The organism is Neglectibacter caecimuris (assembly GCF_034335015.1).
In the GTDB taxonomy this organism is placed as follows: domain Bacteria; phylum Bacillota; class Clostridia; order Oscillospirales; family Acutalibacteraceae; genus Acutalibacter; species Acutalibacter caecimuris_A.
The window spans coordinates 65,232-87,697 of the sequence record NZ_JAWXXK010000001.1 but is presented as its reverse complement, the minus strand read 5'-3'; the positions used below and the strand labels follow the sequence as shown (position 1 = coordinate 87,697).

26 protein-coding genes and 2 pseudogenes are annotated in these 22,466 nt (G+C 47.1%); 14 read left to right on the top strand and 14 right to left on the bottom strand.

The genetic code is table 11. The annotated features are described in order from the left end of the window. The 9 genes from U8T64_RS00430 (at position 1) to U8T64_RS00390 (ending at position 6,541) form a co-directional block, all read left to right on the top strand. Positions 1-771 (top strand): ABC transporter permease, encoded by a 771-nt coding sequence (locus tag U8T64_RS00430; RefSeq protein WP_016289109.1) that lies wholly within the window; start codon positions 1-3, stop codon positions 769-771. Positions 772-861: 90 nt separating this feature from the next. Further along, positions 862-1,188: a PadR family transcriptional regulator gene (locus U8T64_RS00425; protein WP_016283901.1), complete on the top strand. Its 327-nt coding sequence runs from the start codon at positions 862-864 to the stop codon at positions 1,186-1,188. A gap of 99 nt (positions 1,189-1,287) precedes the next feature. Beyond that, complete coding sequence (locus U8T64_RS00420) at positions 1,288-2,016, top strand: ABC transporter ATP-binding protein (RefSeq protein ID WP_016283902.1); 729 nt, start codon at positions 1,288-1,290, stop codon at positions 2,014-2,016. After that, positions 2,016-2,738, top strand: a complete 723-nt coding sequence (locus U8T64_RS00415) for an ABC transporter permease (protein ID WP_016289110.1) — start codon at positions 2,016-2,018, stop codon at positions 2,736-2,738. Before U8T64_RS00420 ends, U8T64_RS00415 begins: the two co-directional genes overlap by 1 nt. A 34-nt stretch (positions 2,739-2,772) precedes the next feature. Beyond that, positions 2,773-2,961 (top strand): cysteine-rich KTR domain-containing protein, encoded by a 189-nt coding sequence (locus U8T64_RS00410; RefSeq protein WP_016289111.1) that lies wholly within the window; start codon positions 2,773-2,775, stop codon positions 2,959-2,961. A gap of 474 nt (positions 2,962-3,435) precedes the next feature. Beyond that, positions 3,436-3,876, top strand: a complete 441-nt coding sequence (locus tag U8T64_RS00405; RefSeq protein ID WP_016289112.1) for an RNA polymerase sigma factor — start codon at positions 3,436-3,438, stop codon at positions 3,874-3,876. Then, entirely contained in the window at positions 3,857-4,117 is a 261-nt protein-coding gene (locus U8T64_RS00400; protein ID WP_016289899.1) for a helix-turn-helix domain-containing protein, read from the top strand. Before U8T64_RS00405 ends, U8T64_RS00400 begins: the two co-directional genes overlap by 20 nt. Before the next feature lie 479 nt (positions 4,118-4,596). Further along, the gene (locus U8T64_RS00395; protein ID WP_244324802.1) at positions 4,597-4,764 is read left to right on the top strand and encodes a TnpW family protein; all 168 of its coding nucleotides are present in this window, start codon (positions 4,597-4,599) and stop codon (positions 4,762-4,764) included. A 100-nt stretch (positions 4,765-4,864) separates the two neighbouring features. Continuing rightward, positions 4,865-6,541 carry a recombinase family protein gene (locus tag U8T64_RS00390; RefSeq protein WP_016289114.1) on the top strand — a complete coding sequence of 559 codons (1,677 nt, stop codon included), beginning with the start codon at positions 4,865-4,867 and terminating at the stop codon, positions 6,539-6,541. A gap of 311 nt (positions 6,542-6,852) precedes the next feature. Here the strand turns inward: U8T64_RS00390 and U8T64_RS00385 are convergent, their stop codons facing one another. Further along, a complete protein-coding gene (locus tag U8T64_RS00385) occupies positions 6,853-7,089 on the bottom strand; it encodes a hypothetical protein (protein ID WP_322179852.1) in 237 nt (78 codons plus the stop codon). 247 nt (positions 7,090-7,336) lie between these two features. Between U8T64_RS00385 and U8T64_RS00380 the strand changes: the two genes are divergently transcribed. Then, on the top strand, positions 7,337-7,753 hold the full coding sequence (locus U8T64_RS00380; protein ID WP_322179850.1) for a YjdF family protein: 417 nt from the start codon (positions 7,337-7,339) through the stop codon (positions 7,751-7,753). A gap of 165 nt (positions 7,754-7,918) precedes the next feature. Here the strand turns inward: U8T64_RS00380 and U8T64_RS00375 are convergent, their stop codons facing one another. The 13 genes and pseudogenes from U8T64_RS00375 to U8T64_RS00315 all read right to left on the bottom strand — a co-directional run bounded on the left by U8T64_RS00375 (position 7,919) and on the right by U8T64_RS00315 (position 18,074). Further along, positions 7,919-8,332 carry a hypothetical protein gene (locus U8T64_RS00375; RefSeq protein ID WP_322179848.1) on the bottom strand — a complete coding sequence of 138 codons (414 nt, stop codon included), beginning with the start codon at positions 8,330-8,332 and terminating at the stop codon, positions 7,919-7,921. Further along, positions 8,329-9,492: a relaxase/mobilization nuclease domain-containing protein gene (locus U8T64_RS00370; protein ID WP_322179846.1), complete on the bottom strand. Its 1,164-nt coding sequence runs from the start codon at positions 9,490-9,492 to the stop codon at positions 8,329-8,331. Before U8T64_RS00370 ends, U8T64_RS00375 begins: the two co-directional genes overlap by 4 nt. After that, positions 9,493-9,693, bottom strand: a complete 201-nt coding sequence (locus tag U8T64_RS00365; RefSeq protein ID WP_322179844.1) for a hypothetical protein — start codon at positions 9,691-9,693, stop codon at positions 9,493-9,495. Between the two features lies 1 nt (position 9,694). Continuing rightward, the gene (locus U8T64_RS00360) at positions 9,695-10,051 is read right to left on the bottom strand and encodes a plasmid mobilization protein (RefSeq protein WP_322179842.1); all 357 of its coding nucleotides are present in this window, start codon (positions 10,049-10,051) and stop codon (positions 9,695-9,697) included. Between the two features lie 463 nt (positions 10,052-10,514). Continuing rightward, positions 10,515-10,964 carry a DUF6194 family protein gene (locus U8T64_RS00355; RefSeq protein WP_322179840.1) on the bottom strand — a complete coding sequence of 150 codons (450 nt, stop codon included), beginning with the start codon at positions 10,962-10,964 and terminating at the stop codon, positions 10,515-10,517. Between the two features lie 203 nt (positions 10,965-11,167). Then, positions 11,168-11,593: an RNA polymerase sigma factor gene (locus U8T64_RS00350; RefSeq protein WP_322179839.1), complete on the bottom strand. Its 426-nt coding sequence runs from the start codon at positions 11,591-11,593 to the stop codon at positions 11,168-11,170. Between the two features lie 62 nt (positions 11,594-11,655). Beyond that, positions 11,656-11,838: a hypothetical protein gene (locus tag U8T64_RS00345; protein ID WP_322179837.1), complete on the bottom strand. Its 183-nt coding sequence runs from the start codon at positions 11,836-11,838 to the stop codon at positions 11,656-11,658. Positions 11,839-12,128: 290 nt separating this feature from the next. Continuing rightward, positions 12,129-12,315, bottom strand: a pseudogene (locus U8T64_RS00340) (cysteine-rich KTR domain-containing protein). 18 nt (positions 12,316-12,333) lie between these two features. Continuing rightward, positions 12,334-12,636 carry a response regulator gene (locus U8T64_RS00335; RefSeq protein ID WP_367575384.1) on the bottom strand — a complete coding sequence of 101 codons (303 nt, stop codon included), beginning with the start codon at positions 12,634-12,636 and terminating at the stop codon, positions 12,334-12,336. A 1-nt stretch (position 12,637) separates the two neighbouring features. Continuing rightward, entirely contained in the window at positions 12,638-13,396 is a 759-nt protein-coding gene (locus U8T64_RS00330) for an ABC transporter ATP-binding protein (protein WP_322179834.1), read from the bottom strand. Positions 13,397-13,414: 18 nt separating this feature from the next. Beyond that, a complete protein-coding gene (locus U8T64_RS00325; RefSeq protein WP_322179832.1) occupies positions 13,415-15,802 on the bottom strand; it encodes an ABC transporter permease in 2,388 nt (795 codons plus the stop codon). A 764-nt stretch (positions 15,803-16,566) separates the two neighbouring features. Further along, a pseudogene (locus U8T64_RS00320) lies at positions 16,567-16,940 on the bottom strand (TnpV protein). Between the two features lie 108 nt (positions 16,941-17,048). Continuing rightward, positions 17,049-18,074 carry a GNAT family N-acetyltransferase gene (locus U8T64_RS00315; RefSeq protein ID WP_322179830.1) on the bottom strand — a complete coding sequence of 342 codons (1,026 nt, stop codon included), beginning with the start codon at positions 18,072-18,074 and terminating at the stop codon, positions 17,049-17,051. A 291-nt stretch (positions 18,075-18,365) separates the two neighbouring features. Here U8T64_RS00315 and U8T64_RS00310 point away from each other — a divergent pair, with 291 nt between their 5' ends. The 4 genes from U8T64_RS00310 to U8T64_RS00295 all read left to right on the top strand — a co-directional run bounded on the left by U8T64_RS00310 (position 18,366) and on the right by U8T64_RS00295 (position 22,460). Next, on the top strand, positions 18,366-19,256 hold the full coding sequence (locus tag U8T64_RS00310) for a GH25 family lysozyme (RefSeq protein WP_322179828.1): 891 nt from the start codon (positions 18,366-18,368) through the stop codon (positions 19,254-19,256). Positions 19,257-19,302: 46 nt separating this feature from the next. Then, a complete protein-coding gene (locus U8T64_RS00305; protein WP_322179826.1) occupies positions 19,303-20,211 on the top strand; it encodes a glycoside hydrolase family 25 protein in 909 nt (302 codons plus the stop codon). 163 nt (positions 20,212-20,374) lie between these two features. After that, positions 20,375-20,923, top strand: a complete 549-nt coding sequence (locus U8T64_RS00300; RefSeq protein WP_322179824.1) for a sigma-70 family RNA polymerase sigma factor — start codon at positions 20,375-20,377, stop codon at positions 20,921-20,923. Continuing rightward, the gene (locus U8T64_RS00295) at positions 20,904-22,460 is read left to right on the top strand and encodes a DUF4179 domain-containing protein (RefSeq protein WP_322179822.1); all 1,557 of its coding nucleotides are present in this window, start codon (positions 20,904-20,906) and stop codon (positions 22,458-22,460) included. Before U8T64_RS00300 ends, U8T64_RS00295 begins: the two co-directional genes overlap by 20 nt. Positions 22,461-22,466: the final 6 nt, after the last annotated feature.

Sequence of the window (22,466 nt, the reverse complement as noted above, 5' to 3'; positions counted from 1 at the left end):
GTGCATAAACTCAAAAGTATATCATTTCTTGACTCTTGGATAATGTTTAAACGCTGCCTGCTTATTTCTTTGCGAAACCCCGAAGCATTGTTGATGGCAACAATAACACCGTTCTTTTTAATGCTCCTGTTTGGAACGGTATTTGGGAATATAGCAGATGTGGGAAGCCTAAATTACATTGATTTTATTGTGCCGGGAATTATTATGCAAAGTCTTGGGCAGGCTTCTCAACACTCGGCAATGAACGTCGCAACAGATATGACAAAAGGCATAATAGACCGTTTCCGTTCTATGTCAATTTCAAAATCTGCCGTACTGATAGGTCATACTGGCGCGGGAGTAGTGAGAAATACAATTTCAAGCACCGTAATCATTATTACTGCCTTTGTCCTTGGTTTTCGGCCACATAGCGGCTTTGTGGATTGGCTTATTGTTGCAGCCTTGCTTATCTTAGTAAACATTGCGATTTCATTGCTTGCTGTACTATGTGGACTAATTTCAAAATCGCCGGAAGGCTCCAGTGGTTTAATGTTTCCACTCTTTATTTTGCCTTTCATCAGTTCCGGCTTTGCTCCTACTGATACCATGTCCGGCGGTATTAGGTGGTTTGCAGAAATACAGCCTATGACACCGATTATTGACAGTATTCGTGCCTTGACGCTTGGCTTGCCTTTGGGGAACAGCTTGTGGATAGCTCTTGCTTGGTGCATAGCAATAATTATAATTGCGTTTACCGCAGCAGCACAAGTTTATAAGCGCAGACTATCATAGGCACATTATACCTTTTACATAATTTTTTATATGTTCACACATGGAGAGAACTTTATAAGATATATAAATAACAGGAAAGGAGTATATTGCATGGTTTTTAACACAGGTGCGGCATTGCTGGATGCCGTTGTGCTGGCTATGATATCCCATGAGCCAGAGGGTACATACGGGTATAAGATTACACAGGAGGTACGGCAGGTCATTGAGATTTCCGAATCTGTGCTATATTCAGTTCTGCGCAGGTTACAGAAAGATGAGTGTCTGGAAGTGTACGATATGGAATGTGGGGGGCGCAACAGGCGTTACTACAGGATTACGGAGAAAGGAAGAACACAGCTTAATCCGTATATTAGCGAGTGGTATCGGTATTCTGCCAAATTGAACGGTATCTTTGAGGAATGTTTAAAGAATGGATAGAACAGAATTTATGAGCAAACTGTCGGCTCTGCTTGGTAATGTGCCGTCTACGGAGCTGGAAAAGGCAATATAATATTCAAAATACGAGGAGGAAATCTAATGTCAACAGAACAAGCCATTCACACGAAAGGATTATGCAAATCCTTTGGAAAAAATGAGGTGCTTCGTAAATGTTCATTAACCGTAGAAAAAGGAACAATATACGGCTTTTTGGGAATCAATGGAGCAGGCAAAACAACTATGTTCAAAATACTAACCGGCTTATTAACCCCTACTTTGGGCGAGGTTCAAGTATTAGGAAAAGATGTTACAGTACAGAAAGCTGATATATTACGGCATATCGGCAGTATGATTGATGTTCCTGTTTTTTACGAACATTTATCAGCAAAAGAAAACCTAAACATACATCTTGCCTATATGGGTGTTAAAAAAGCTGATACGGAAACGACCTTATCCAAAGTCGGATTGCAGAGCGTCGGAAATCAGCCCGTTTCGGAGTTTTCACTTGGTATGAGGCAACGTTTGGCTATTGCACGTGCTATGGTACATCAACCTAAACTGCTTATACTGGACGAGCCTGTTAATGGGCTTGACCCCGTAGGTATTCGTGAAATGCGTGATTTATTCAAAAGCCTTGTAGAAAAGGACGGAATAACTATTCTTTTTTCAAGTCATATTTTATCTGAGGTAGAACATATAGCGGATAAAATCGGTATCATTTCAAATGGTGCGATTGTGCGGGAAATGACATTGCAGGAATTGAAAAAAGACAACTCATTTAACCTTGAAGAATATTTCATTTCGATTGTGAAAGAGGGGGAAAGATAATGTTGAATTTAATAAAACTTGAAATTAAGCGTAACCGATTGAAAGGCTACATAACTGCGGGACTTTTAATTACATTTGCAGTATTAGGTCTTGTTTACTTATTTGCTGCAATACCACATCTTGACGCTTCTGATACAGATGTTCAGATATTTATTACATATAACGGCATAGCCACCTTATCGTTAGTTGTTGCTACGGCTTGCTTTTCTATCTTATCGTCGGCAATGTATAACAGATTTATTGTTGAAGAATATGCAAGCAAAAAAGTTTTTTTGCTTTTCTCATACCCTGTTAAGCGAAGCCGAGTATTATTGGCAAAAGTTATAACTGTATTTTTGTTTACATTTGTTTCCATGCTGTTTAGCGGAGTGATTACTTTTGTAATATTCTTTACCACCGAAGCGTTTGTTCCTATTTGTCAAGAAGCTATAACAATGTCAACGCTATTCGGGGTTGCAATATCGCTTATTGCTTACTCTATAATAGCTGCTGCATTGGCGGTAATATCTTTGTGGTTTGGATATTGGAGAAAATCCGCTTCTGTAACAATTATAGTGGGCGTGATTGTTTCATGTATTTTCGGTAGCTTTGCGTCTGAAATCCTTTTAGCAGGAGGGATATTTAACAGCGTTATTGTTCTTGTGATTGCGGCGGCAAGTATATTAGTTGCTTTCGTTTTGACAAAAGCACTCTCTAACAAAATTAGCACCATGGAAGTGTAACACTTTCAACTTGGGCGGAAAACAAGGATTTGCTATGATAGCTGAACAATGGTTATTATGCCCGGTATGCGGCAACAAAACGCGGGTAAAGATACGCGGCGACACGATACTTGAAAACTTCCCATTGTTCTGTCCGAAATGTAAACAGGAAACGCTTATAAATGTAAAGCAACTGAATATGTCAGTTATCAAAGAGCCAGACGCACAGACGCAGAGCCGATAAACTTGCGAGTAATCGCAGTTTGTCGGCTCTCTTTATATCCCCCAATATTAAGCCGTTTCTATAAACTCATTACCCTGTCTATCAGCGGCGGCTTTGAATAAATCAAGGCTGCCGTTTCTTTCTATCCTCTGAAAAGGAATGACGCCACAAACGCCAACAGATACGGCGGCTAAAAGGAGGTAGCCGCCATGAAGCGCAAAGCGTATCGACAAAATCCGACGGTCATTGACTTGTTAAAAAAAGCCCGACCACCACCGGGGGAAATTACGCTTTTATATATGAACTGTCTAATCATCTAAATACTACTTATAATACCTATGCGCCTGTCCGGGCTTTTCGGACGGGCGCATTTTGCTGCTCAAAAAATTTTTTGAAGAAATTTCAAAAAATCTTCGGCGTTTTTGAAAACCGCCGTATTGCCCCGCGAAAAGGGGGAAGCACCACCAACTTTCCAACGAGAAAGGAGGTGAGAATGTGGAACCTAATAGCAGGGAGTTTTACAAACAGTGTGCTTTTCAGAAGTTTTGTAATACGGTACTTCACAATGAAGCGTGCGACACTCATAGAGAGCTTCGCAGACACAAGGCAAAGGAAGTGACCTTTTCCGACATGACCTTAGACGAAGCGCGACAACTTCATACGTTTGATGAATATTTCAAACGGGAAACTGTTGAAACCGTCTTTGAGAAAGCCGGGAAGAAAATCACGCCGAAGCTGCTTCTTGAAGCAATCCGTACTTTGCCGGAAGAAAAGCGCAAAGCCATATTGCTGTATTATTTCGAGGGAATGAACGACACCGAGATTGCGGAGCTGTTCAATACGTCGAGAAGCACGATACAGTACAGGCGGACAAGCTCTTTTGAGAAATTAAGAAAATATCTGGAGGAAAATGCTGATGAATGGGACGAATGGTAACGAACCTGGCTACCCGGAAAATGCCCTTGTTCCCTATCCTGTCATTGTGGCAGCGACAAAGGGCGACCCGGACGCTATGAAGATTGTCTTGCAGCATTTCAGCGGCTACATAGCCCGCCTCTCCATGCGGAAGCTGTACGACGAGCGCGGGAACGTCTATTTCGGCGTAGACCACGACATTCGGGAACGGCTGCAAGCAAAACTGATGATGGCTGTCCTCACCTTTAGGACAGAGGAATAACCGCAACGGCGGCGGGACGCTTTCACTCTTACCCCCTTTTCCGTTCCGCTGCTGACGCAGGCAGCACAGCCATTTTGAACCTTGAAAAAGAAAGCGGCGTAAGATAACGGCGGCGCAGCATAGGGCAAATCGGATACGTTCCTTTTGCGTCGAGCCATACGGCGGGTGCGCCATGACGCTATCCCGGTGGGAGTATTCCCGCCCGGACAGCCGAGCGACCAACACCGCGCCGGAAAGCAAGTGTAGCGGCTTGCGGGCGACGACACGCAGAATATACAATGATACTTCCTTACAGCCACAGTCCGAGCGTTAAGAGCGTCGCAGGCAATGGGTAGGGCTGCATGAGAACCATGCGGGGGTGAAATTCCCATGAGGTTATGCTAATAACCGTCCGATTAAAGCCTTTGTTTTCTTGAATAGTGGACTTGCTGCTATTCATAGACTGTATTATATGTTTGCGAAAGAAAGGGGGATTTTCTTTGACGCAAAACCAAACGCCCGTTACCACAACGGAGCATAAAATCGGAAAAGTTACTTACCTTGTATGTTCGTCCGCAAGTGAACGTGCGACGGACACACTGGATAAAAAGATAAAAAAGCTCATTCGCAAAGACATGGAGCTGAACCCCACAAACGCCCGGAAATAGGGCGTTTCTTCACATTTTATACATGACACAGGCAGCGGTATGTGGTATAATATAGACAGTACAAATACCATGCTTGTCTGTCGTCGGAAAGGAGGACAAAATGTTACAGACAGACAAGATTACCGCTTTATATTGCAGATTGAGCCAGGAAGATATGCAGGCCGGGGAAAGCGAGAGCATACAGAACCAAAAGCTGATTTTACAGAAATATGCTGACGAACACCACTTTTTCAACACGCGCTTTTTCGTAGACGACGGATTTTCCGGCGTGAGCTTTGAGCGTGAGGGGCTTCAAGCCATGCTGCATGAGGTTGAAGCCGGGAACGTGGCGACCGTCATAACAAAAGACCTTTCCCGTCTGGGACGTAATTATCTGAAAACCGGGGAACTGATAGAGATTGTTTTCCCCGAATACGAAGTGCGCTACATTGCCATTAACGACGGTGTAGACACAGCAAGGGAAGATAACGAGTTTACCCCTCTGCGGAACTGGTTCAACGAGTTTTACGCCCGCGACACTTCAAAGAAAATCCGGGCTGTCAAACAGGCAAAGGCGCAGAAAGGCGAGCGCGTCAACGGCGAAGCCCCTTACGGCTACCTTATCGACCCGGATAACCGCAATCATCTGATACCCGACCCGGAAACGGCGCACGTCGTAAAACAGATTTTTGCAATGTATGTACGGGGCGACCGTATGTGTGAAATCCAGAACTGGCTACGGGACAATGAAATACTGACCGTCGGGGAACTGCGCTACCGCAGAACAGGAAGCAACCGCCACCCCCGCCCACAGCTCAACGCATGGTACAACTGGCCGGATAAGACGCTGTACGACATTCTGACAAGGAAAGAGTATTTAGGGCATACCATAACCGGGAAAACCTACAAGGTATCTTATAAGTCGAAAAAGACGAAAAAGAACCCGGAGGAAAAAAGGTATTTCTTCCCCAACACTCACGAACCTTTGATTGATGAAGAAACCTTTGAACTTGCACAGAAGCGGATTGCCACCCGGCACCGCCCGACAAAGGTTGATGAAATCGACCTGTTTTCCGGGCTTCTCTTTTGCGGGGACTGCGGCTATAAAATGTATGCAGTACGCGGAGCCGGGACGCTTGAACGGAAACACGCCTACACTTGCGGCAACTACCGCAACCGGGCAAGAAATGATATGCTCTGCACTACACATTATATCCGCAAAAGCGTATTGAAAGAACTTGTCCTTGCAGACTTGCAGCGCGTAACGTCTTATGTGAAAGAGCATGAACAGGAGTTTATCGAAACCGCCAACGAGTGCAGCGCAAAGGCAGTACAAAAGACGCTGACACAGCAGCGCAAAGAGCTTGACAAGGCACAGAACCGTATGAACGAGCTGAATATCTTATTCCGCAAGCTCTACGAGGACAACGCTTTAGGGAAACTTTCAGATGAACAGTTTGCTTTTCTGACTTCCGGCTATGATGAAGAAAAAAAGACGCTGACCCGGAGGATTGCGGAGCTGTCACAGGAAATCGACAACGCCACCGAGCGCAGCGCGGACGTGAAAAGGTTTGTCGCACTGGTATGCAAGTACACCGCCATTACCGAACTGACCTACGAAAACGTCCATGAATTTATTGACCGTATTCTTATTCACGAACTGGATAAGGAAACGAACACCCGCAAAATCGAAATCTTTTATAGCTTTGTCGGCAGAGTTGATACAGGCGACAAGCCTACCGAAAGTATCTCCTATTTCAGACAGATAGGAGCCGACGTAAAGAGTTATGCTATCTAACATACATCAAAAAGAGGTAAGATAACGCCCTCTGCAAAAAAGGTTACGTTATCTTACCTCAACAAAATTCGTACCCGTATAGCCGTCGTCCACGTAGAATTTCGGGTTAGGGAAACTGTGTTCTTTTGCGTATTTCATCAGATATTCTTTCTGGGATGTATTGTGTAAAGGGTGGTTTCACCATCCAAATACACATTGACTGATGGTTCATTTGTGGCAAAATGACACAGGCTGGAAAGGCGGTGATCGACTAGCAGGAGGGAACCGAAGCGGGAGCGTCTGGGAATGACCTGGGCGCTCCGTTCTCTTTGTCAGCCCTCTCGAAGAGCGCACTTACTCACCACCGACAAGCGGGTGGTAGTACCGCCTGCGGCCGCCGTGCGCTCTCCAGGGGCGGCTCCGCCGGGGTGTCCTCCCCTGCCGGTATATACCAGCAGACGCCAACGGCGGCTTGTGCATCGGACGCAGCTGCGCCGATCACCGGGGGCTTGGGGGCCATCGGCCACCAACAAGCTGCGCCGGGTATATACCGGTGCATTGCTTGCCACTACGATCAGCGTCTATAAATAAGGGTTGAACATTGTACCAAACAGTGATATATTCAATACATGGTAAACTTTGTGTCTGGCCGAAAGGCTTGATATAAATGACAAAGATAAAAACGCAACGCACATCTAATGAGGTGTGCCAGAGCCGGTAGGTAGCCCGGCCGTCTCGTCATACTGATGAGGTAAGTAACCTGCCCCTCCTGGGTTGTCCATTCTTTGCCCATAACGCATTTTAGGAGGGAATGCTATGGACGCAGAGAGCGAAAAACTGACAGTATTTTTTGAGGGGCCGTTCTGGGTTGGAGTTTTTGAACGAATATCAGGCGGTAAACTGTCCGTGTGTAAGGTCACATTTGGAGCAGAGCCGAAGGATTGTGAGATTTGGGACTTCATCCTCAAACACTACTATGAGTTGAAGTTCAGTCCGGCTATTGAAACTGAGGTGAAGCAAACTGCGAATAATCCAAAGCGCAGACAGCGCAACGCCAAAAAACAATTACAGATTTTGGGCGTTGGAACCAAGTCACAGCAGGCATTGCAGATGCAACGTGAGGAGATGAAAACCCAGAGAAAACAAACCAGCAAAGAACAGCAGGAAACCGAGAAGCGGCGTCAGTTTGATTTGAAACAGCAAAAACGAAAAGCGAAGCACAGAGGTCACTGACCGCATTGTCTTTCAGCTTCCAGCTTATCAGGGGGATTTCATCTTTTGGGTGAAATCCCCCTTGACAAATGTTCTCCTGGTTTACAATGCTGTTGCTTTCACCTTCCCGCCCATCATCCTGGCTTAATCTACAATATAATGCCGTAAATTCTTCCTGCTGTCTTTTCATAAAGTTCTCCTTTCCGACAGCAGACACGGTATTGTGAAGTGTAGGTACAGTGTACCACATCTGCCCTTAAACTTCAACGCTTTAAAGCGATAACTCTTCCACTGCCTGTTATTCTTCGTCGTCATCACCCCAATTCCCATCATCATAAAATCCATATCCCTGTGCGCCACGCCGAAAAATATTCGTAAGCATTCCAAGCAAATCCCGCCCGTCTTTTCGGAAATGGGCGTTGACGGTGTATTCCGTGCCGCCGATTTCTCGGTAAGGCTCATCGGCTCTGGAATACGGACAAGTGGCGTGACGTTCTGGACAGGCGGCAGAGGGGGATATATCTTATCGGGATTTATCATAGGGGCGTCCTTGTATTCCTCCATAATTGCTTGTATTTCTTCCTCTGACAGTCTGCTCATCGCAATGGTTCCTCCCTCCTGCGGGCTGCCCTGCCTGCTCTGGCGTTTATATTTGACCGCTGATTTTCAATCGTGTCGTGGATTTGGTTTAAGCAGTCGTCGATATGGGCAGAGCGTTTCTCAATCCCGCCTGCATATTTTAGCCGCTTTCTAAGTTCCGTTATCTGTTCTGTCACATTCTGTTTTTCGGCTCGGAGTGTTTCTTTTTCGGCTGGTGTGGCACGGCGTACCTTGTTCCGCAAGTGCCGACGGTAGTCAATCAGTTTATTCATTTCGGTCTGGTTTTTCTCCTTGTCGGCGTGTAAATCGGAGAGGGTGGAGATGCCCTGCTTTGACATATACCATACCTGTGCGGTAATCTCGTCCAGTTTCCGCAATTCTTCTTTCATCAGCGGGCTTGTCGGCTTGTAGTCCGTGCCTTTGGGGAATATCCCCAACTGATAGCACCAGTAGAAATATAACGCTAAAATCCCCGTGGTTTTCTGATGCGGTTTCCATGCGTTTTTATACTGCTCTGGCATATGGGGAGAGTAGGAAATCCTTGCTTTGTAGTTCCCGTATCGGGAAGTCCCGCCTAAACATGACCGTATGAAATCGGGTGTCAGCCGCTCGTCAAGCGTGTCTAACCTTGTGAAATGCTTGTACTGCGGCAGCTTCATTTTCCAATGGCTGCCCGAAAAATCAACCTCATGTCCCTTATCGGTAAGATATTTCATCATGTGCTGTAAATCCCTGCTCCCGTTGATTGCCTCCCTTAAATCCTCCCGATAGACGTTGTATCTTGTCAGCTTTCCGTTCTTTTCATCCAGATACAGCGGTCTTGATGGGGCTTTCTTGGGGGCTTCAATCACCGATAATCCGTACTTTCGGCATAAGCGGTCGGACACTTCCCGCAACCTTTTCTGCTCTGATTTTGAGTAATTGTACTTGCTCCCGTCCAGATAAGAAACGGAGTTAAAACAGAAATGGTTGTGCAGATGCCCTTTATCAAGGTGTGTGGCAACGATTATCTGGTATTTATCGCTCCACATTTCCCCTGCTAATTTCAGTCCGATTTCATGGCACTGTTCAGGCGTTACCTCGTCTGGCTTGAAGCTCTGGTAGCCGTGCCATGCGATATACCCGCCTGTCTTTTGGTACTGTTTCTTTGTCAAAATCATCTACTGTAAGGCGGTTTCTTTCAAACAGTTGATAGCGGAAACATACTCACCCTCATTCGTTTTTGACGGATTTCTTACATAGGAGAACACGTCAAAGAAGTCCTGCATATTCTCCTTCGGCACGGTCTTTTCTGGATTTTCTATATAGTCAATCACGTCTTTTATGCTCCCTTTGACATGCCATAGGCTCGTTACTGCCATATCAGACCGCCCCCTGTTCCATCAATTCTTCTACGTTAAATTGTTGCGGGATAGTTGTTTTCTGTTGCAGTTCTAAGACAAAATCCTCAATCTCCTTACAGACTTCGGCGGCAGTTGGATAGTAGGGAACACATTTTTTGAAAGCGTCATGCACCTCATAGAGCTTGTCCAACAGCTCCCAAAACTCGGTTTTGGGCTTTGGCTGCGGGGCGTTTCCTTTGCATAACTGGCGCATAAATTCTGCTGCGGACAGACCGCAAGCGGCGGCGCATTGCTTTAATTTTTCATGTTCTTCCTCGTTCAATCGGACAGTAATCGGGACATTCCGCACTTCCTTTTCTGATTTTTCTCTGCTCATTTTCCTTAATCCTCCAGTCTTAAATTCCTTTCTTCGGGGTATTCAGGGGCTGTCCCCTGAGTTAGTCCATGCCCGCAAGCAGCATGGATTGGGATTGTGGCTGACACAATCCGATGCTCGCTATCTCTGTGGACATCGCCGCAGAGCATTTTTCCTGTGCAGTGGCATTCTTAACGCCTGTCTGACCCGCCGAAAAGAAAATCCTATGTCCCTGCACCTCCGTTCTGGATTCGTTTTCTCTTGACTTTTGGATAAATGAAAAAGCCGCTACACCGCACCACGAACGACAGGAGTATTTTCTCCTGCTCGGATTCGCAATGCTATGTAACGGCTTTGAGATTCAAAACCATGCTGCCATACGCCAGCCGAAAAGAGCAGCTTACGTTCGGCGGCGGTCAGCCTTGTCCATTGGCTGACATTCCATTCTTCCATCTATGTGCTATTTCATTTTCAATCTTCAAGATTACTTCCTGCGTTTCTTAAACTTCTCCTTTGCATACTCGTAGGCTTCTTGGATATATGGTTTCATTTCCTCAAAGGTCTGTTCAGAGGGGTTCAATGCACATATCCACGCCATCCATGCGTAGACGGGATGGGGGAGTATCTCATCCAATACGGTAAAGTCGTAATCCATATCTACAACGCCGCCTGCTGGCGGGCGTTGTGGGATTGCCCCAAACAATTCCGCAAAAGTGCTTTTCCGTATTCCCAGATTTACACGGTAGACGTTCTCTCTGTTTAAACCAGAACCTTTGTCATTATCACCGTCTTTTTCCTTAACCGTCAATATATAAACGCCACGCTTCAGCACATGGTCTGGGTTATAGAAAATCCCTTTCTCGCCCCAACTCTCAACTAAGACTGTTCCCTCAAGATTTTGAAGGCAGTAATTCAATATTTTATCTGGTGTCATTCTGACAGCTCCATTTCTGACTTACTTCTAATTTTTCCTATGAGTATTTCAGAATATCATAGTGGCTGTATTTGTGTCAAGATTTTGGGCAAACTTTTTAGTATTCCCTGTGGACGGGAATTTTATTCATTTAATTTTAAATTGGATGGGAGAACTTTATCCCCCACCCAATAGCCCGCCGAAAAACCGTCTATCTTAGATGATTATAAAATCTTCCGCAGCTTTTTCCGCAGATGGTCTAGCCTTGCATAGATAGCACCCGTTGTCAATCCCACAAGCGGGGCAATCTCCTTTGTGGAATACCCCTGCATTTTCAGCAGAATGATTTGCAGGGTACGCCTGTCCACAGTAAGCAATACCCGATACAGAGTTTCGTCCTCCATCTCATCCAGTAAATCAGCAACAGTCTTTGGCTCGGTATTCTGTTCCCTGTCTGCCATCCCCTCAAGGTATTCACCGAAGTCACTTGTCCAATGATAAAACCGCCTGTTGGAATTGAAGTCAGCCCTGTCGTCTATGCGGATTTGCGGGGTGGTGGTTTCATCAACTCCATGCTCCCGCAATATTTTTTCCTCGGCTTCTTTCCAGATAAGCCATTTCCTGTTTTCCCGTCCGTTGTTGTAGGCCATTTTCCTTTTCCTCCAATCTGAATTGAGCAGGCTTCTGCCTGCGATGCTTCTTGACCATCAGGTCAAGAAGATTGCTGTTTAACTAATCCAGATGGAAAAGGCGGCGAACGGCAGACAACATCAGAAAAAGCCCTGCGGCGTATTCTGATAAAAATTGACAAAATAAAAACCGCAAAGGCACTGTGACCTTTACGGTTATAAATAATCATAATTCTGTTAAGTGGAGATTCTACTTCTTGTTTCATGGCGAGAAGCAGCCTTACATATGCAAGGATTTTTTTAACTGGCTTCCTGCCAGTCCCCGATATGCTATGTATAGATGAACATTGCGTTGTATGGACAAATAAGTAACCGCCCGAAAAAAGAACATAAAAAATCCCCCCAAACTTAAAAACAGGTCTGGGGAGTGTCTGTTAAGTCTTTTCGGGCATAGCAATACCGCCCACCATACGCCGTTTTTTTATTTGGTGGGCGTTTGGCTTAAAACCTTATGAAATAAAATAGAGCCAACGAACTATGATATAAACTCACAAATTCATCGGCTCTGCGTCTTAAGCGTCTGGCTCTTTGATGACAGTTACTTGTAACTCTTTTACATTAATCAACGTTTCCTGCTTACATTTCGGACAGTAGAGCGGATAGTTTTTCATAATCGTATCCGATCTAATTCTGTCACGAGTTTTACTACCGCAGATGGGGCAGCGTATCCATTCTAATTTCATTTTTCAAATACCTCTCTATTATTTTCGAATATAATCGTCTGCGCCGAGATTCAGTCCGTTCAGCTTGTCATCCTTTTCCGTTTTCGCACTTACAATCAATACGGGCGTGTTACTCGACCTGCGGATTTTTTCCAGAACATAAAATCCGTCCTTATCGGGCAGCATGATATCAAGCACGACAAGCCTTGCGCCGTATCTTTCGTACAGCAGCAAGGCTTTTTCGGCTGTTTGAACCGCCGATACTGTATAATTTTCCGCACGGAGAAAATCACACAGCAGGTCGGCAAGCTCCTTGTTGTCCTCAACAATAAGAATATCCATATTACCACCCTAATTCCAGAAGCCAGTTATTCAATGTGCGCTCCCGTTCTCTTATCTGTGTGGAGCAATCGCTTAAGTCAAACTCTCCCTTTATGTTCCCGTCAACAATGTACATGACCCTTGTACATTTTGCCGCGACCTTAACATCGTGAGTAACGAGCATGATTGTTGTTCCCTCAGAATTTAATTTTACAAGCTCTTCCATTACCTCATCGGAGGAAGCGCGGTTCAAAGCCCCTGTCGGCTCGTCGGCAAAAATCATTTTCGGGTTGTTTATCATACTGCGGCAAATGCACGCCCGCTGGAGCTGACCGCCCGAAACCTCATTGATGTCGTTGTCGGCAATGTCGATAATGCCGAGCTTGCGCATGAAATCTTGGCCGCGCCGCGCCGTTTCCCTGCGGGGTTCACGCTGCTTTTTGGATTGCGTTGCAGGAAGTATGATATTATCCAATATGGTGAGGTTTTTCAGCATATACATTTGCTGAAAGATAAAACCCATTTCGTCAAGGCGCAGGGCTGCAAGTTCTTTTTCTCCTATCCCTGCGATATTTTTCCCACAGAAACTCACTTCTCCTGCGGTAAAGTTATCCATGCCCGAAACTGCGTACAGCAGCGTGGATTTTCCAGAACCTGACGGACCCATAACGGCGACCATTTCTCCCTCGCCAATCGTGAAATTTACATTTTTCAGTACATTATTCTGCCGCTTGTTTACGATATACGTTTTGCAAAGGTCTTTTACTTCGAGAATATTCATAATTGCTTCTTCCTTTCATTATTCAATGTTTGCCGTATCAGAGGATTTGATTTTTCTTGTGTACAGAGCGGTCAAAAACGCGCTTACGACTGTGGCGGTAAGGACGATAACGGGAAATACTGCGTATATCTCCATGGGGGTTTGCATATATTCTACGCCCATTTCAAGCCCCATCGTCCCGAAAATAGGGTCGAAGAAAAGCTTTGTAAGGGGCATACCCAAAAGCTCCGCAAGAAGTACAGCCACCGCTGTCGAAATGAAAAATCTTAACGTGTGCTGTCCGTATATTTTGGCGTTCCTCATGCCTATGGCTTTCATGAGGGCAATCTCCGCCTGCTCCTTTGCGATAAAGGAACGCTCCATAAGCACGGTTATAAGCGCGGCTAATATTACCGTAAGGACGGCGGACATTTTTTTAAACGCGTCTATGGCATCGCCGACTCCGGTGGTGTCCTTTACGGTTTCGCCCGCTGTTTTAACGCTTGAAAATTCAGGGTAAAGCTCCTTGATCTTTTCCATTCTGCGTAATATTTCCTCATCGCCGGGGTCGTCGGTAAATTTTATCTGTGTACCGGGGGAACCGCTTGCTGCGAGATAGTTTATGTCGCAGCCAGTATAAACCCTCATGGAAATACCCTGATTAACCATTGACTGATACAGAGCGGTTATGATGAACTCCGCCGTTTCGCCCGTTGGGTAGGACACAATAGCGGTATCGCCTATTTCCACACCCAGCTTTTTTGCCAAAAGGGTCGTCACTGCAATTTCGCCGCTGTTTTGGGGAGGACTACCCTCTAAATATTCGTACATATCCATTGTTGTTCCCGTTCCCTGAAGTATAGCTGTCTTGCTTTCATATTCGCCGTGTCCTATCATCGAATAAATATAATATTCTGTCATACATTCTGCGGGCATACCGTTTTCTGCAAGGGTCTGCTCCATGTCCGCAAGATATTTTTCAACCTTTTCATGTCCGTCCGCGGCCATAAACTTCATAGCCTCATCGCCGATGTCCGTAACGGCGTGGCAGTCCGCCTGCCCAAAATATTTCAGCAGCTTTCCGCTTTTAAGAGACGCCGTGACATTGGAAAGCATTATCAGCAGCGACATACACAGAAAAAACGTAAGGATAATGACAGCGTAGCGTTTAGGACCGCTTACAATATCGTTTGCGGCAAGGAAAGCCGTCGTGCCAAGTCTTGATTTTCCAAGGCGCATAACACTCTTTTTGTGGAAGCGTTCCCCCGTCTGCCCGTTTCTTATAGCATCGATTGGGGACATTTTGCTTACCCTGCCCGTGCAGCCGAGACAGAACAGGAGAATGATAGCCGCTACCAGAACTGCGCAGATAACGTTGACAAAAATGGTATTTCCTTCATTGATAATAATCGAATTTGTTGACAAGCTCATAAGCATTTTGCCAAACGGATAGCTGAACACTAAACCAATTGCCGCGCCAACAACGGAAATAGCAAAGTATTTTGTAAGGTACAGCCCTCGGATTTTTATGTTCCGTATACCTATTGCTTTCATAACACCTATCTCGCGAAATTCCTCGGAGAGAGTAAAAGATATAGTGAATCGCAGCACCGCAAAGGATATGATTATAAGAATAAGGCTCACCACAAGGACAAAACCCGTGATTATCATATCAAAAATATAGGATTGATTCAGTGTATCTGCGTCACATTCAAATGTAAAACTGTCCGATATATCCGCTATCTGAGACAGGGTCTTGTCAAGGTCGGCGGTGTGTATATATAAGAACTTTCCGCCATACACATTTTTTATCGTCTCGTCGGACATATATTCGTCAAATTCCTCGCCGTTAATGATAAACCTTTTAATGCCTATCAATTCCGTGCCGCAGACAGCGTCCCTGAAACTGCCCGCAAAGGTAAACTCACGACTTACGCCCTCTATTTCGACAGTAATTTTGTCGCCTACCTTAAGTCCCATGTTTTCCTCTATGTAACGGGCAACGTAAATTTCTCCTTTTGGTACGCTTTTAAGAATACTTTCATCGTCCAAAAAATAATTCATCCCCATATCTCTGTCGCTCTGTAATACTAATATTTGATTGACGTTGGAATCGTCAAGCGGCTCGCCGAACCGCGTAATATTGGACTGGGACATACGGATAAACTCCTCAATACGGAACTCGTCTATCGCGGAGGCGTTTTCAAGTGTCCCGCAAATGTCCTTGTCCGAGGATTTGTTTTCGCTCAATACCCAGTAATCTGGCACGTCCGCCATTTCAAAATAGCTGTCCAGCGCGGTTGTCACCGTGATGATATTGCTCACGCCTGAGGACATGAACATCGATGCGAGTATAATAAATACCAGCAGTATCACGTTCATCGCCTTTTTGCGTTTAAGGTCTTTTTTCAGTATTTGTAAATACATTTCTGCTACTCCTTTCGCTTTGTGATTCGATTGTAGCATAGAAGTTATTAAATAATCCTTAAATCAGTTTACGGCAATCAAATTATGCGTGATGATGAAAAACGTTTACCCATTCCCAATGTTCATTAGCCTAATTTCACCGCATATTTTTCTACCCGCTCTATGCCAGCAAATAATTTAACATAAAGAAAATAGGCAAATCTATTTCGTCCTCGTTGAAATCTGTAAATAGCAACTTCAAAAACTGTGAATGGCGTTCTCCTATTTCTTCGGCATATTGACCTGCTTTATCCAGTTAGCTCAATACGGACAGAATTATTTCCCCTAATAGCAAACGGACAAATCCTTTCTTTTCAAGAGTTAAAGCTAATTTTTTTATATTCTGTCTGGAACAGCCCATAAGGTTTCTGATATTTGTTCATGTTCGTGGCTCTGGACAGCAAGTTGTCATTACAAGTAATAACCATTGCTTCAGGGATATTTCCGTTTGAAGTTTTTCACCCGCTGTCTGCATACGATTTTGTAGTATAAAGATACTTGAAAATATCGCTTGTACTCTGTGTTCGGTATCACAGTCGTATTCTTCAAAAAGTTTGTCCATTTTCATCTATTTTTGCCACCGTATTTAGTAGGAACAAGTTCCTGCCGAATAGCATAGTAACTCATTACTGCCATGTCAATATATTCAGAAAAAAATCACTATTAAATCAGATGCTTCCCGAAAAGAAAAGCGACAGAGCTTTTCCCCTCTGTCGCCTTGCTGTCTATGCGTAAATGATTTCATCATATACAATATCCCTCGCACAAACTCTTATGTTATTCATTTTTCCTGTCCATTCTAAGGCGTTTTCTTCCTTTAGACGTCCGTTATGCCCTGTGTCTGTTTCATGCCCTCTATGAGTTTTTCAAAGCGTTCCTGTGCCTGCCTGTCAATGTCGGCAAGGTAAATGTTCAGCATGCCGCTTGTGAGAAGATTGGTGTATGTAACCTTGCGGTACTGCTTCAGATAGTCCAGATGCCGCTGCCCCCATACGCCTATTAGCTGTTCTTCTTCGGCGGGTACAGTCAAGCATGGTATTAAGTAATCACTTTCTTTCCGATATGTACCGCCTAACTGTTCAAATAAAGATTTTGCCATTTTGTAATTCCTCCAAATAAGATATTCACTTCACATTGTTGTGTCTACTGCCTTAAACACAATTATAAATTTTCTCCTTATCTGGTTTCATTCATGTTACATTCTCTATTATTTCCGGATCTTCGCCAGCAGCCGCAAAAGCGTGTCCTGTTCCTCCTCTGACAGGCCGGTGGCTACGCTTTGGCCCCATTGGGAAAGGTTGGTGCGGATCAGGGGAATGAGCTCCTTTCCCTGCTCGGTGAGGTAGAGGTTGTTTTGGCGGCGGTCGCTGAGATCTGTTTCCCGGCGAATATAGCCCAGCTCCTCCAGCTGCTTGATCCGCCTGGCCACGTTGCTTTTATCGAGATACATGTGAGTGGCAAGGCCGTCCTGGGTAGCGCCGGGGTGGCGGTCCACATGGAGCAGCATCATGTACATGGCGCCGGAAAATCCATACTGCCGCAGCCGTTCGCCCATAAATTTGCTGCGATTCCGGTAAAGGAAGGTCAAAGATCTGCCCAGCTCTCTGCCGAAGCTTCTGGGCTGTTCTGATTTGCCGGACCGGAGAAAGCAGCGGCATACCTTTTGGTAAGCGGACTCGTCATTGTCCGTAAGAGGTGTGACGAAAACACGATAGAGCTTTTCCAGGGAGGTTTTTACTTCCTCCGCGCTGGGAACAGAAGCGTTTCGGAGCGGTAGCAGGAGGATCTGGTATTCCACTCCGAACAGGAAGGAATACACATCTGTGAGCAGGCAGCCGCAGCTTTGGTAAAACCGCAGGCGGCGCTGCCTCTCCAAAAGCTGTTCTGGCGTTTGGGCGCTTTCCGGGCTTTCCGCCTCGATCAACACGTAGGGAACGCCAAATTCCGCGGAAACGCTTTTCAGCTCTGAGAGAAAGCGGGTTCCCACCCCCTGTCCCCGCAGGGAAGGGTCTACCGCAAAGTAATCCAGCAGCGCCGCCCCTTCCGCATGGATCAGCAAGGCATAGGCGGCGGTTTTTCCCTGCTCCCGAAAGGCAAAGCAGCGGTACATGCCAAGCCCCAGCAAATATTCCATGCTGGAATAGGGGCGAAGCTCATCAGGCGGAAAATCCTCCTGAAGGCGGGTATGATAAAGGTCTTTCAGCTCGTTTTCACAAATGGTTTCTATTTTCATGCAAGTACCCTTTCCATGATCAGAAAGCAGCCTTTTTGGCTGTTTTTTTCTATTGTATCAAAAAAAGCGGCTTTCGGCAAGAAAACTTGGGAGGATTGTTTGCTTGACCTTATTTCTCTGCTTATGTTACAGGCCGCAAAAACCGATCCTTGAAAAATTTCCTGTAAAATACCGGGATTTTCCCGGAATATCTTGCGTTTTCGGCAAAACTCTTATATAATAATCCTGTATAGCTCTCCGAGTTCAGCAAAGCTATGCTGTCCTGCTTTTTATGGAAAGGAAAAGACCAATATGGATTCTGTGAAAAAGCGCAATATTTTTCTGGGCGTGATCCTGCTTCTGGTTGTTATTCTGGCAGTGATCTCCATTGTTACTTTGGTGAAGGGCCCCAGGCAGAGCAGTGTGGAGGTGATTTCCAAAACCGGCCCCACGGAGCTCACCGTCAACGATATGTATGAGGGGAATATGACCATTCCTTACTTTGATATCCCCACAAGTAACTATCCTCCCGATAAATTTTTGGAAAACAAGGGCGTGATCACCTACGAGGGCGGAGACTCCTATGTAGGGATCAATGTGAACTCTCAAAAGGGAGAGATCGACTGGAATCAGGTTGCGGAAAGCGGCGTGGACTACGCTATGATCCGCGTGGGCTGGCGCGGCGATGAGAGCGGTAAGATCGCGGCTGATGAAAAATTTGAAGATAATATTCAGGGCGCTCTGGACGCCGGGCTTCCTGTAGGCGTGTATTTTTATTCCAAGGCGGTCACCGAAGCGGAAGCCGAGGAGGAGGCCACCTTTGTACTGGAGCAGATCCGGGGATACAATGTCAAATACCCGGTGGCCTTTTATTGGGAATACGGCACCAAGGACGACGGTTCTCTGGACGAGAGCAAGCGTACCGTTCGCTGCAACGGCAAGCAGGTGACCGCCTTTATTGATACCTTCTGCAAAAAGGTAAAGGCCGCCGGGTTCACCGCAAGCTATTACTGTGATAAGACCATGGGCTATACCAGACTGGATCTTTCACAGCTTTCCGGCTATGACATGTGGTATGCCGAATTCAGAAGCGCACCCAGCTTTTATTACGATTACGGAATGTGGCAGTACACCAAGGCCGGAACGGTTCCCGGCATTGAGGGCAGTGTGCCGATCAATCTTTCCCTGAAAAAGTACGGATAAGTGTTGAGGCCTGATCTAGAAATCCCGGAAGAAAGGAAGTGGCGGTATGCAGCTGGAGCCCGCACAGAAAAAGAAGCTGTTTCTCGCTGTGTTTGGCGGGCTGGCAGCCCTGATCGTTATCATAGCCGCCGTGGCTATTGCCCTGGAAAGCGGCGGCCCTTCCGATAGCAGGGAGACCTTCAGCGGCGTGGCGGTACCGGAGGACGAGCTTCTGGTCAGCGACATCTACAACGGCGAAAGGCTGATCCCCAAGTTTGATTTGCCGGTCAATCAGTATGATACCAAGAAATTTTCCGGCAAGGACGGCCTGCTCCGCTATGACGATCCCCAGGCCCGGTTGGGAGTGGACGTGTCGGAATATCAGGGTAATATCGATTGGAACGCCGTGAAAAACGCCGGGATCGATTTTGCCATTCTGCGCCTGGGCTATCGGGGAACCACCCAGGGGCTGCTCAATGTGGACGAAACCTTTGAACAGAATTTTACCGGCGCTTCTGATGCGGGGCTTTCTGTGGGCGTCTATTTCTTTTCCCAGGCGATCACAGAGGCGGAGGCTCGGGCGGAAGCGGATTTTGTAGCCCAAACGCTGAACGGCCGGAAGCTGGCTTACCCGGTGGTGTTTGACTGGGAGCCTCCCACTCCCACGGAAAAGCTTCCCGCGGAGGATCTGCGGGCCTATGGCATGACCGGCGAGCAGGTAACGAAGCTGGGCACGGCCTTTTGCCAGCAGATCAAGGAGGCGGGATATACGCCCTGCGTCTATTTTAACAAGCACCAGGCCTATGAGTTCTTCGATTTGGAGCAGTGGAAGGAATACGACATGTGGTACGCCGAATACGCGGAGCTTCCCAGCCTGTACTACGATTTTCGCATCTGGCAGTACACCGATGAGGGGCAGGTTCCCGGTATCGAGGGCGGCGTAGATGTGAATATCTGCTTTCGACCATTTTCGTGATTTCTCATAACAAAAAATTCCTGGATTAGGGGGCGTTTAAGAAAAACGTCCTTTTTTCCGGGAATTTTTTTATGGCCGCTGTAACCTTTTGGAAAAACTGTGTCTCTAATGATCGTAAAAGCTTTTATGAAGTGAAAAACGAAAAGCAGGAAGATGAAAACCCTTGGACAAACTGGAAAAATTGGCGCGCCGGGCGCAGAACGGAGAGAAGGACGCGTTTGTGGAGCTGATCGAGCAGTGCAAGCTTTCCATGAGCCGCACCGCCTTGGCGATCCTGCACAGCGAGGAGGACGCGGCGGACGCCATTTCGGAAACGGTGCTGATCGCCTTTACAAAGCTTTGCGGCCTGCGGCAGCCGAAATATTTCAAGACCTGGCTCACCCGAATTTTGATCTATCAATGCTACCACCTTCTGCGCCAACGGCAAAAAGCCATCTCGCTGGACGCTGTGCCGGAAGGCCTTGGGGAGATCGATTGCGGGGAGGAGCGCGACAACGTGATCGATATCCAATGCGTTCTTCAGGAGCTTCGGGAAAATGACAAATTGATTCTGACGCTGTTTTACCTGGAGGACCTGTCGGTGCGGGAGATTGCCGAAATGCTGCATATCCGGGAGGACGCGGTAAAAACCCGGCTGAGCCGAAGCAGAAAACGGTTTCGAGAATTATATGAGGAAAGAGAGGCGCGTTGTTGTGAAGCGTGTGAAAAATAGAAGCTGGGAAGAAAGCGCTATCCGGAAAAGCTTGGAGCTGCCTGCCGTGCCGGAGATCATCAACGAAAGGCTTCGGCAGGTCTACGGGGAGCTGCCGGAGCAGCTGCCGAAGAAGCGTCCCCGACCTGTTCGGCCCCTGAAGGCCGCCGCGGGGGCGGTTTCCGGCCTTGCCGCCGCTTTCCTGCTGCTGTTTGGCCTCAATGGGCTGAACCCGGCCCTGGCGGAGACCCTGCCGCTGATCGGGGGAATTTTCCAGCAGTTGAACCAATCCCAGGGCTGGGTCAACCTGACGGAAACCCAGCTGCGCGTGGAACAATATGCCGAGTCCATGGAAGGAGTGGAAGCGCAGGTGCCCGCAAACGGCTTGTTGGAAAGGCCCATGAAGGTCACCGTGCGGGAAACGTATTTTGACGGGGAGTTCTTGTACGCCGGGCTCTCCATGGAGATCAACACCCGAGACGACCGGCTTTTCAGCAGACGCTCCCCCGGATATGATGTTTTGCTTGATGGCGTCAGCCAGCTGGAATACGATGAGGAAGCGGGAGATATCCGGGGGGCGCGGGACTTTATTCTGATGGGAGATCAAACCTGGCAGCCCAGCGGCAGCGGAGAGTATCTTTCCCAGGTCGCCTTCCACGTGCCGGAGCAATACCGCGATTTGGAGCGGCTTGACGTGACCCTGCAATACAGTGGGATCTACGCGTTTCAGAACGCCTTTGAGCTGGAGCGGAATTCCTCTCCCTTTACTCTGAGCTTTACGGCGAAGAAAGACACAGCGCGGGTGAAGCGGATCGAGGGCGGCGCGGAGAAAAACGGCATAAGGCTCGTTTCTGCCGCGGCCTCTCCTGCCGGGACGGTCTATACGCTGGAGATCCCTCCGGAATATGTGAACCCCGCCAATGGCCCAATTTTTGAGGATGGCTGTGCGGTAGGCGCGCTGGGCAACGCCTGGCCCCAGACCACAGAGGAGGGCTGGACCCGTCTGACCAGTGTATTCGGCGGCCTGCGGGAAGCAGAGACCAGAAAAATAGTCTATTCCGTGTTTGATAAAAACAACACCGATGAATATGTAGCGGTATTCCTGCTGGATTTTGAGGCCGGCACGGCGGAGCTTGGCACAGAAAAGGACATCAAGCGCTTTACCCCGGCGGCATACTGCTGCGGGGAGGAGGAAATCCGTAGCTTCTCCGGCGACTATAAAATTTCCCTTGCCAGCCATAAGGAAGACGGAAACTATCTGCTGCTTTTTGTGGAGACAAAGGATGCGCATCCCAAAACAGCGCGGCTGGAGATTTGGCAGGAGGGAAGCCTGCTGGGCAGCCGGGTAGAGAAGCAGGACAAAAGGTTTTACGACGAACACCAATATGTAAATGCGGCGGGAGACACGGTGAAAACCGAAACGAACCGCTATGTATTCGGCATTGTCGGCATGGAGGCGCTGGATCCCGCAAAGCCAGTAACTGTCAAGCTTTTCGACGCCCGCTCCGAAGAGCAGCTCATGGAAGAGACGATCGTCCTGACGCAGGAAAAGGACTGATTTTAT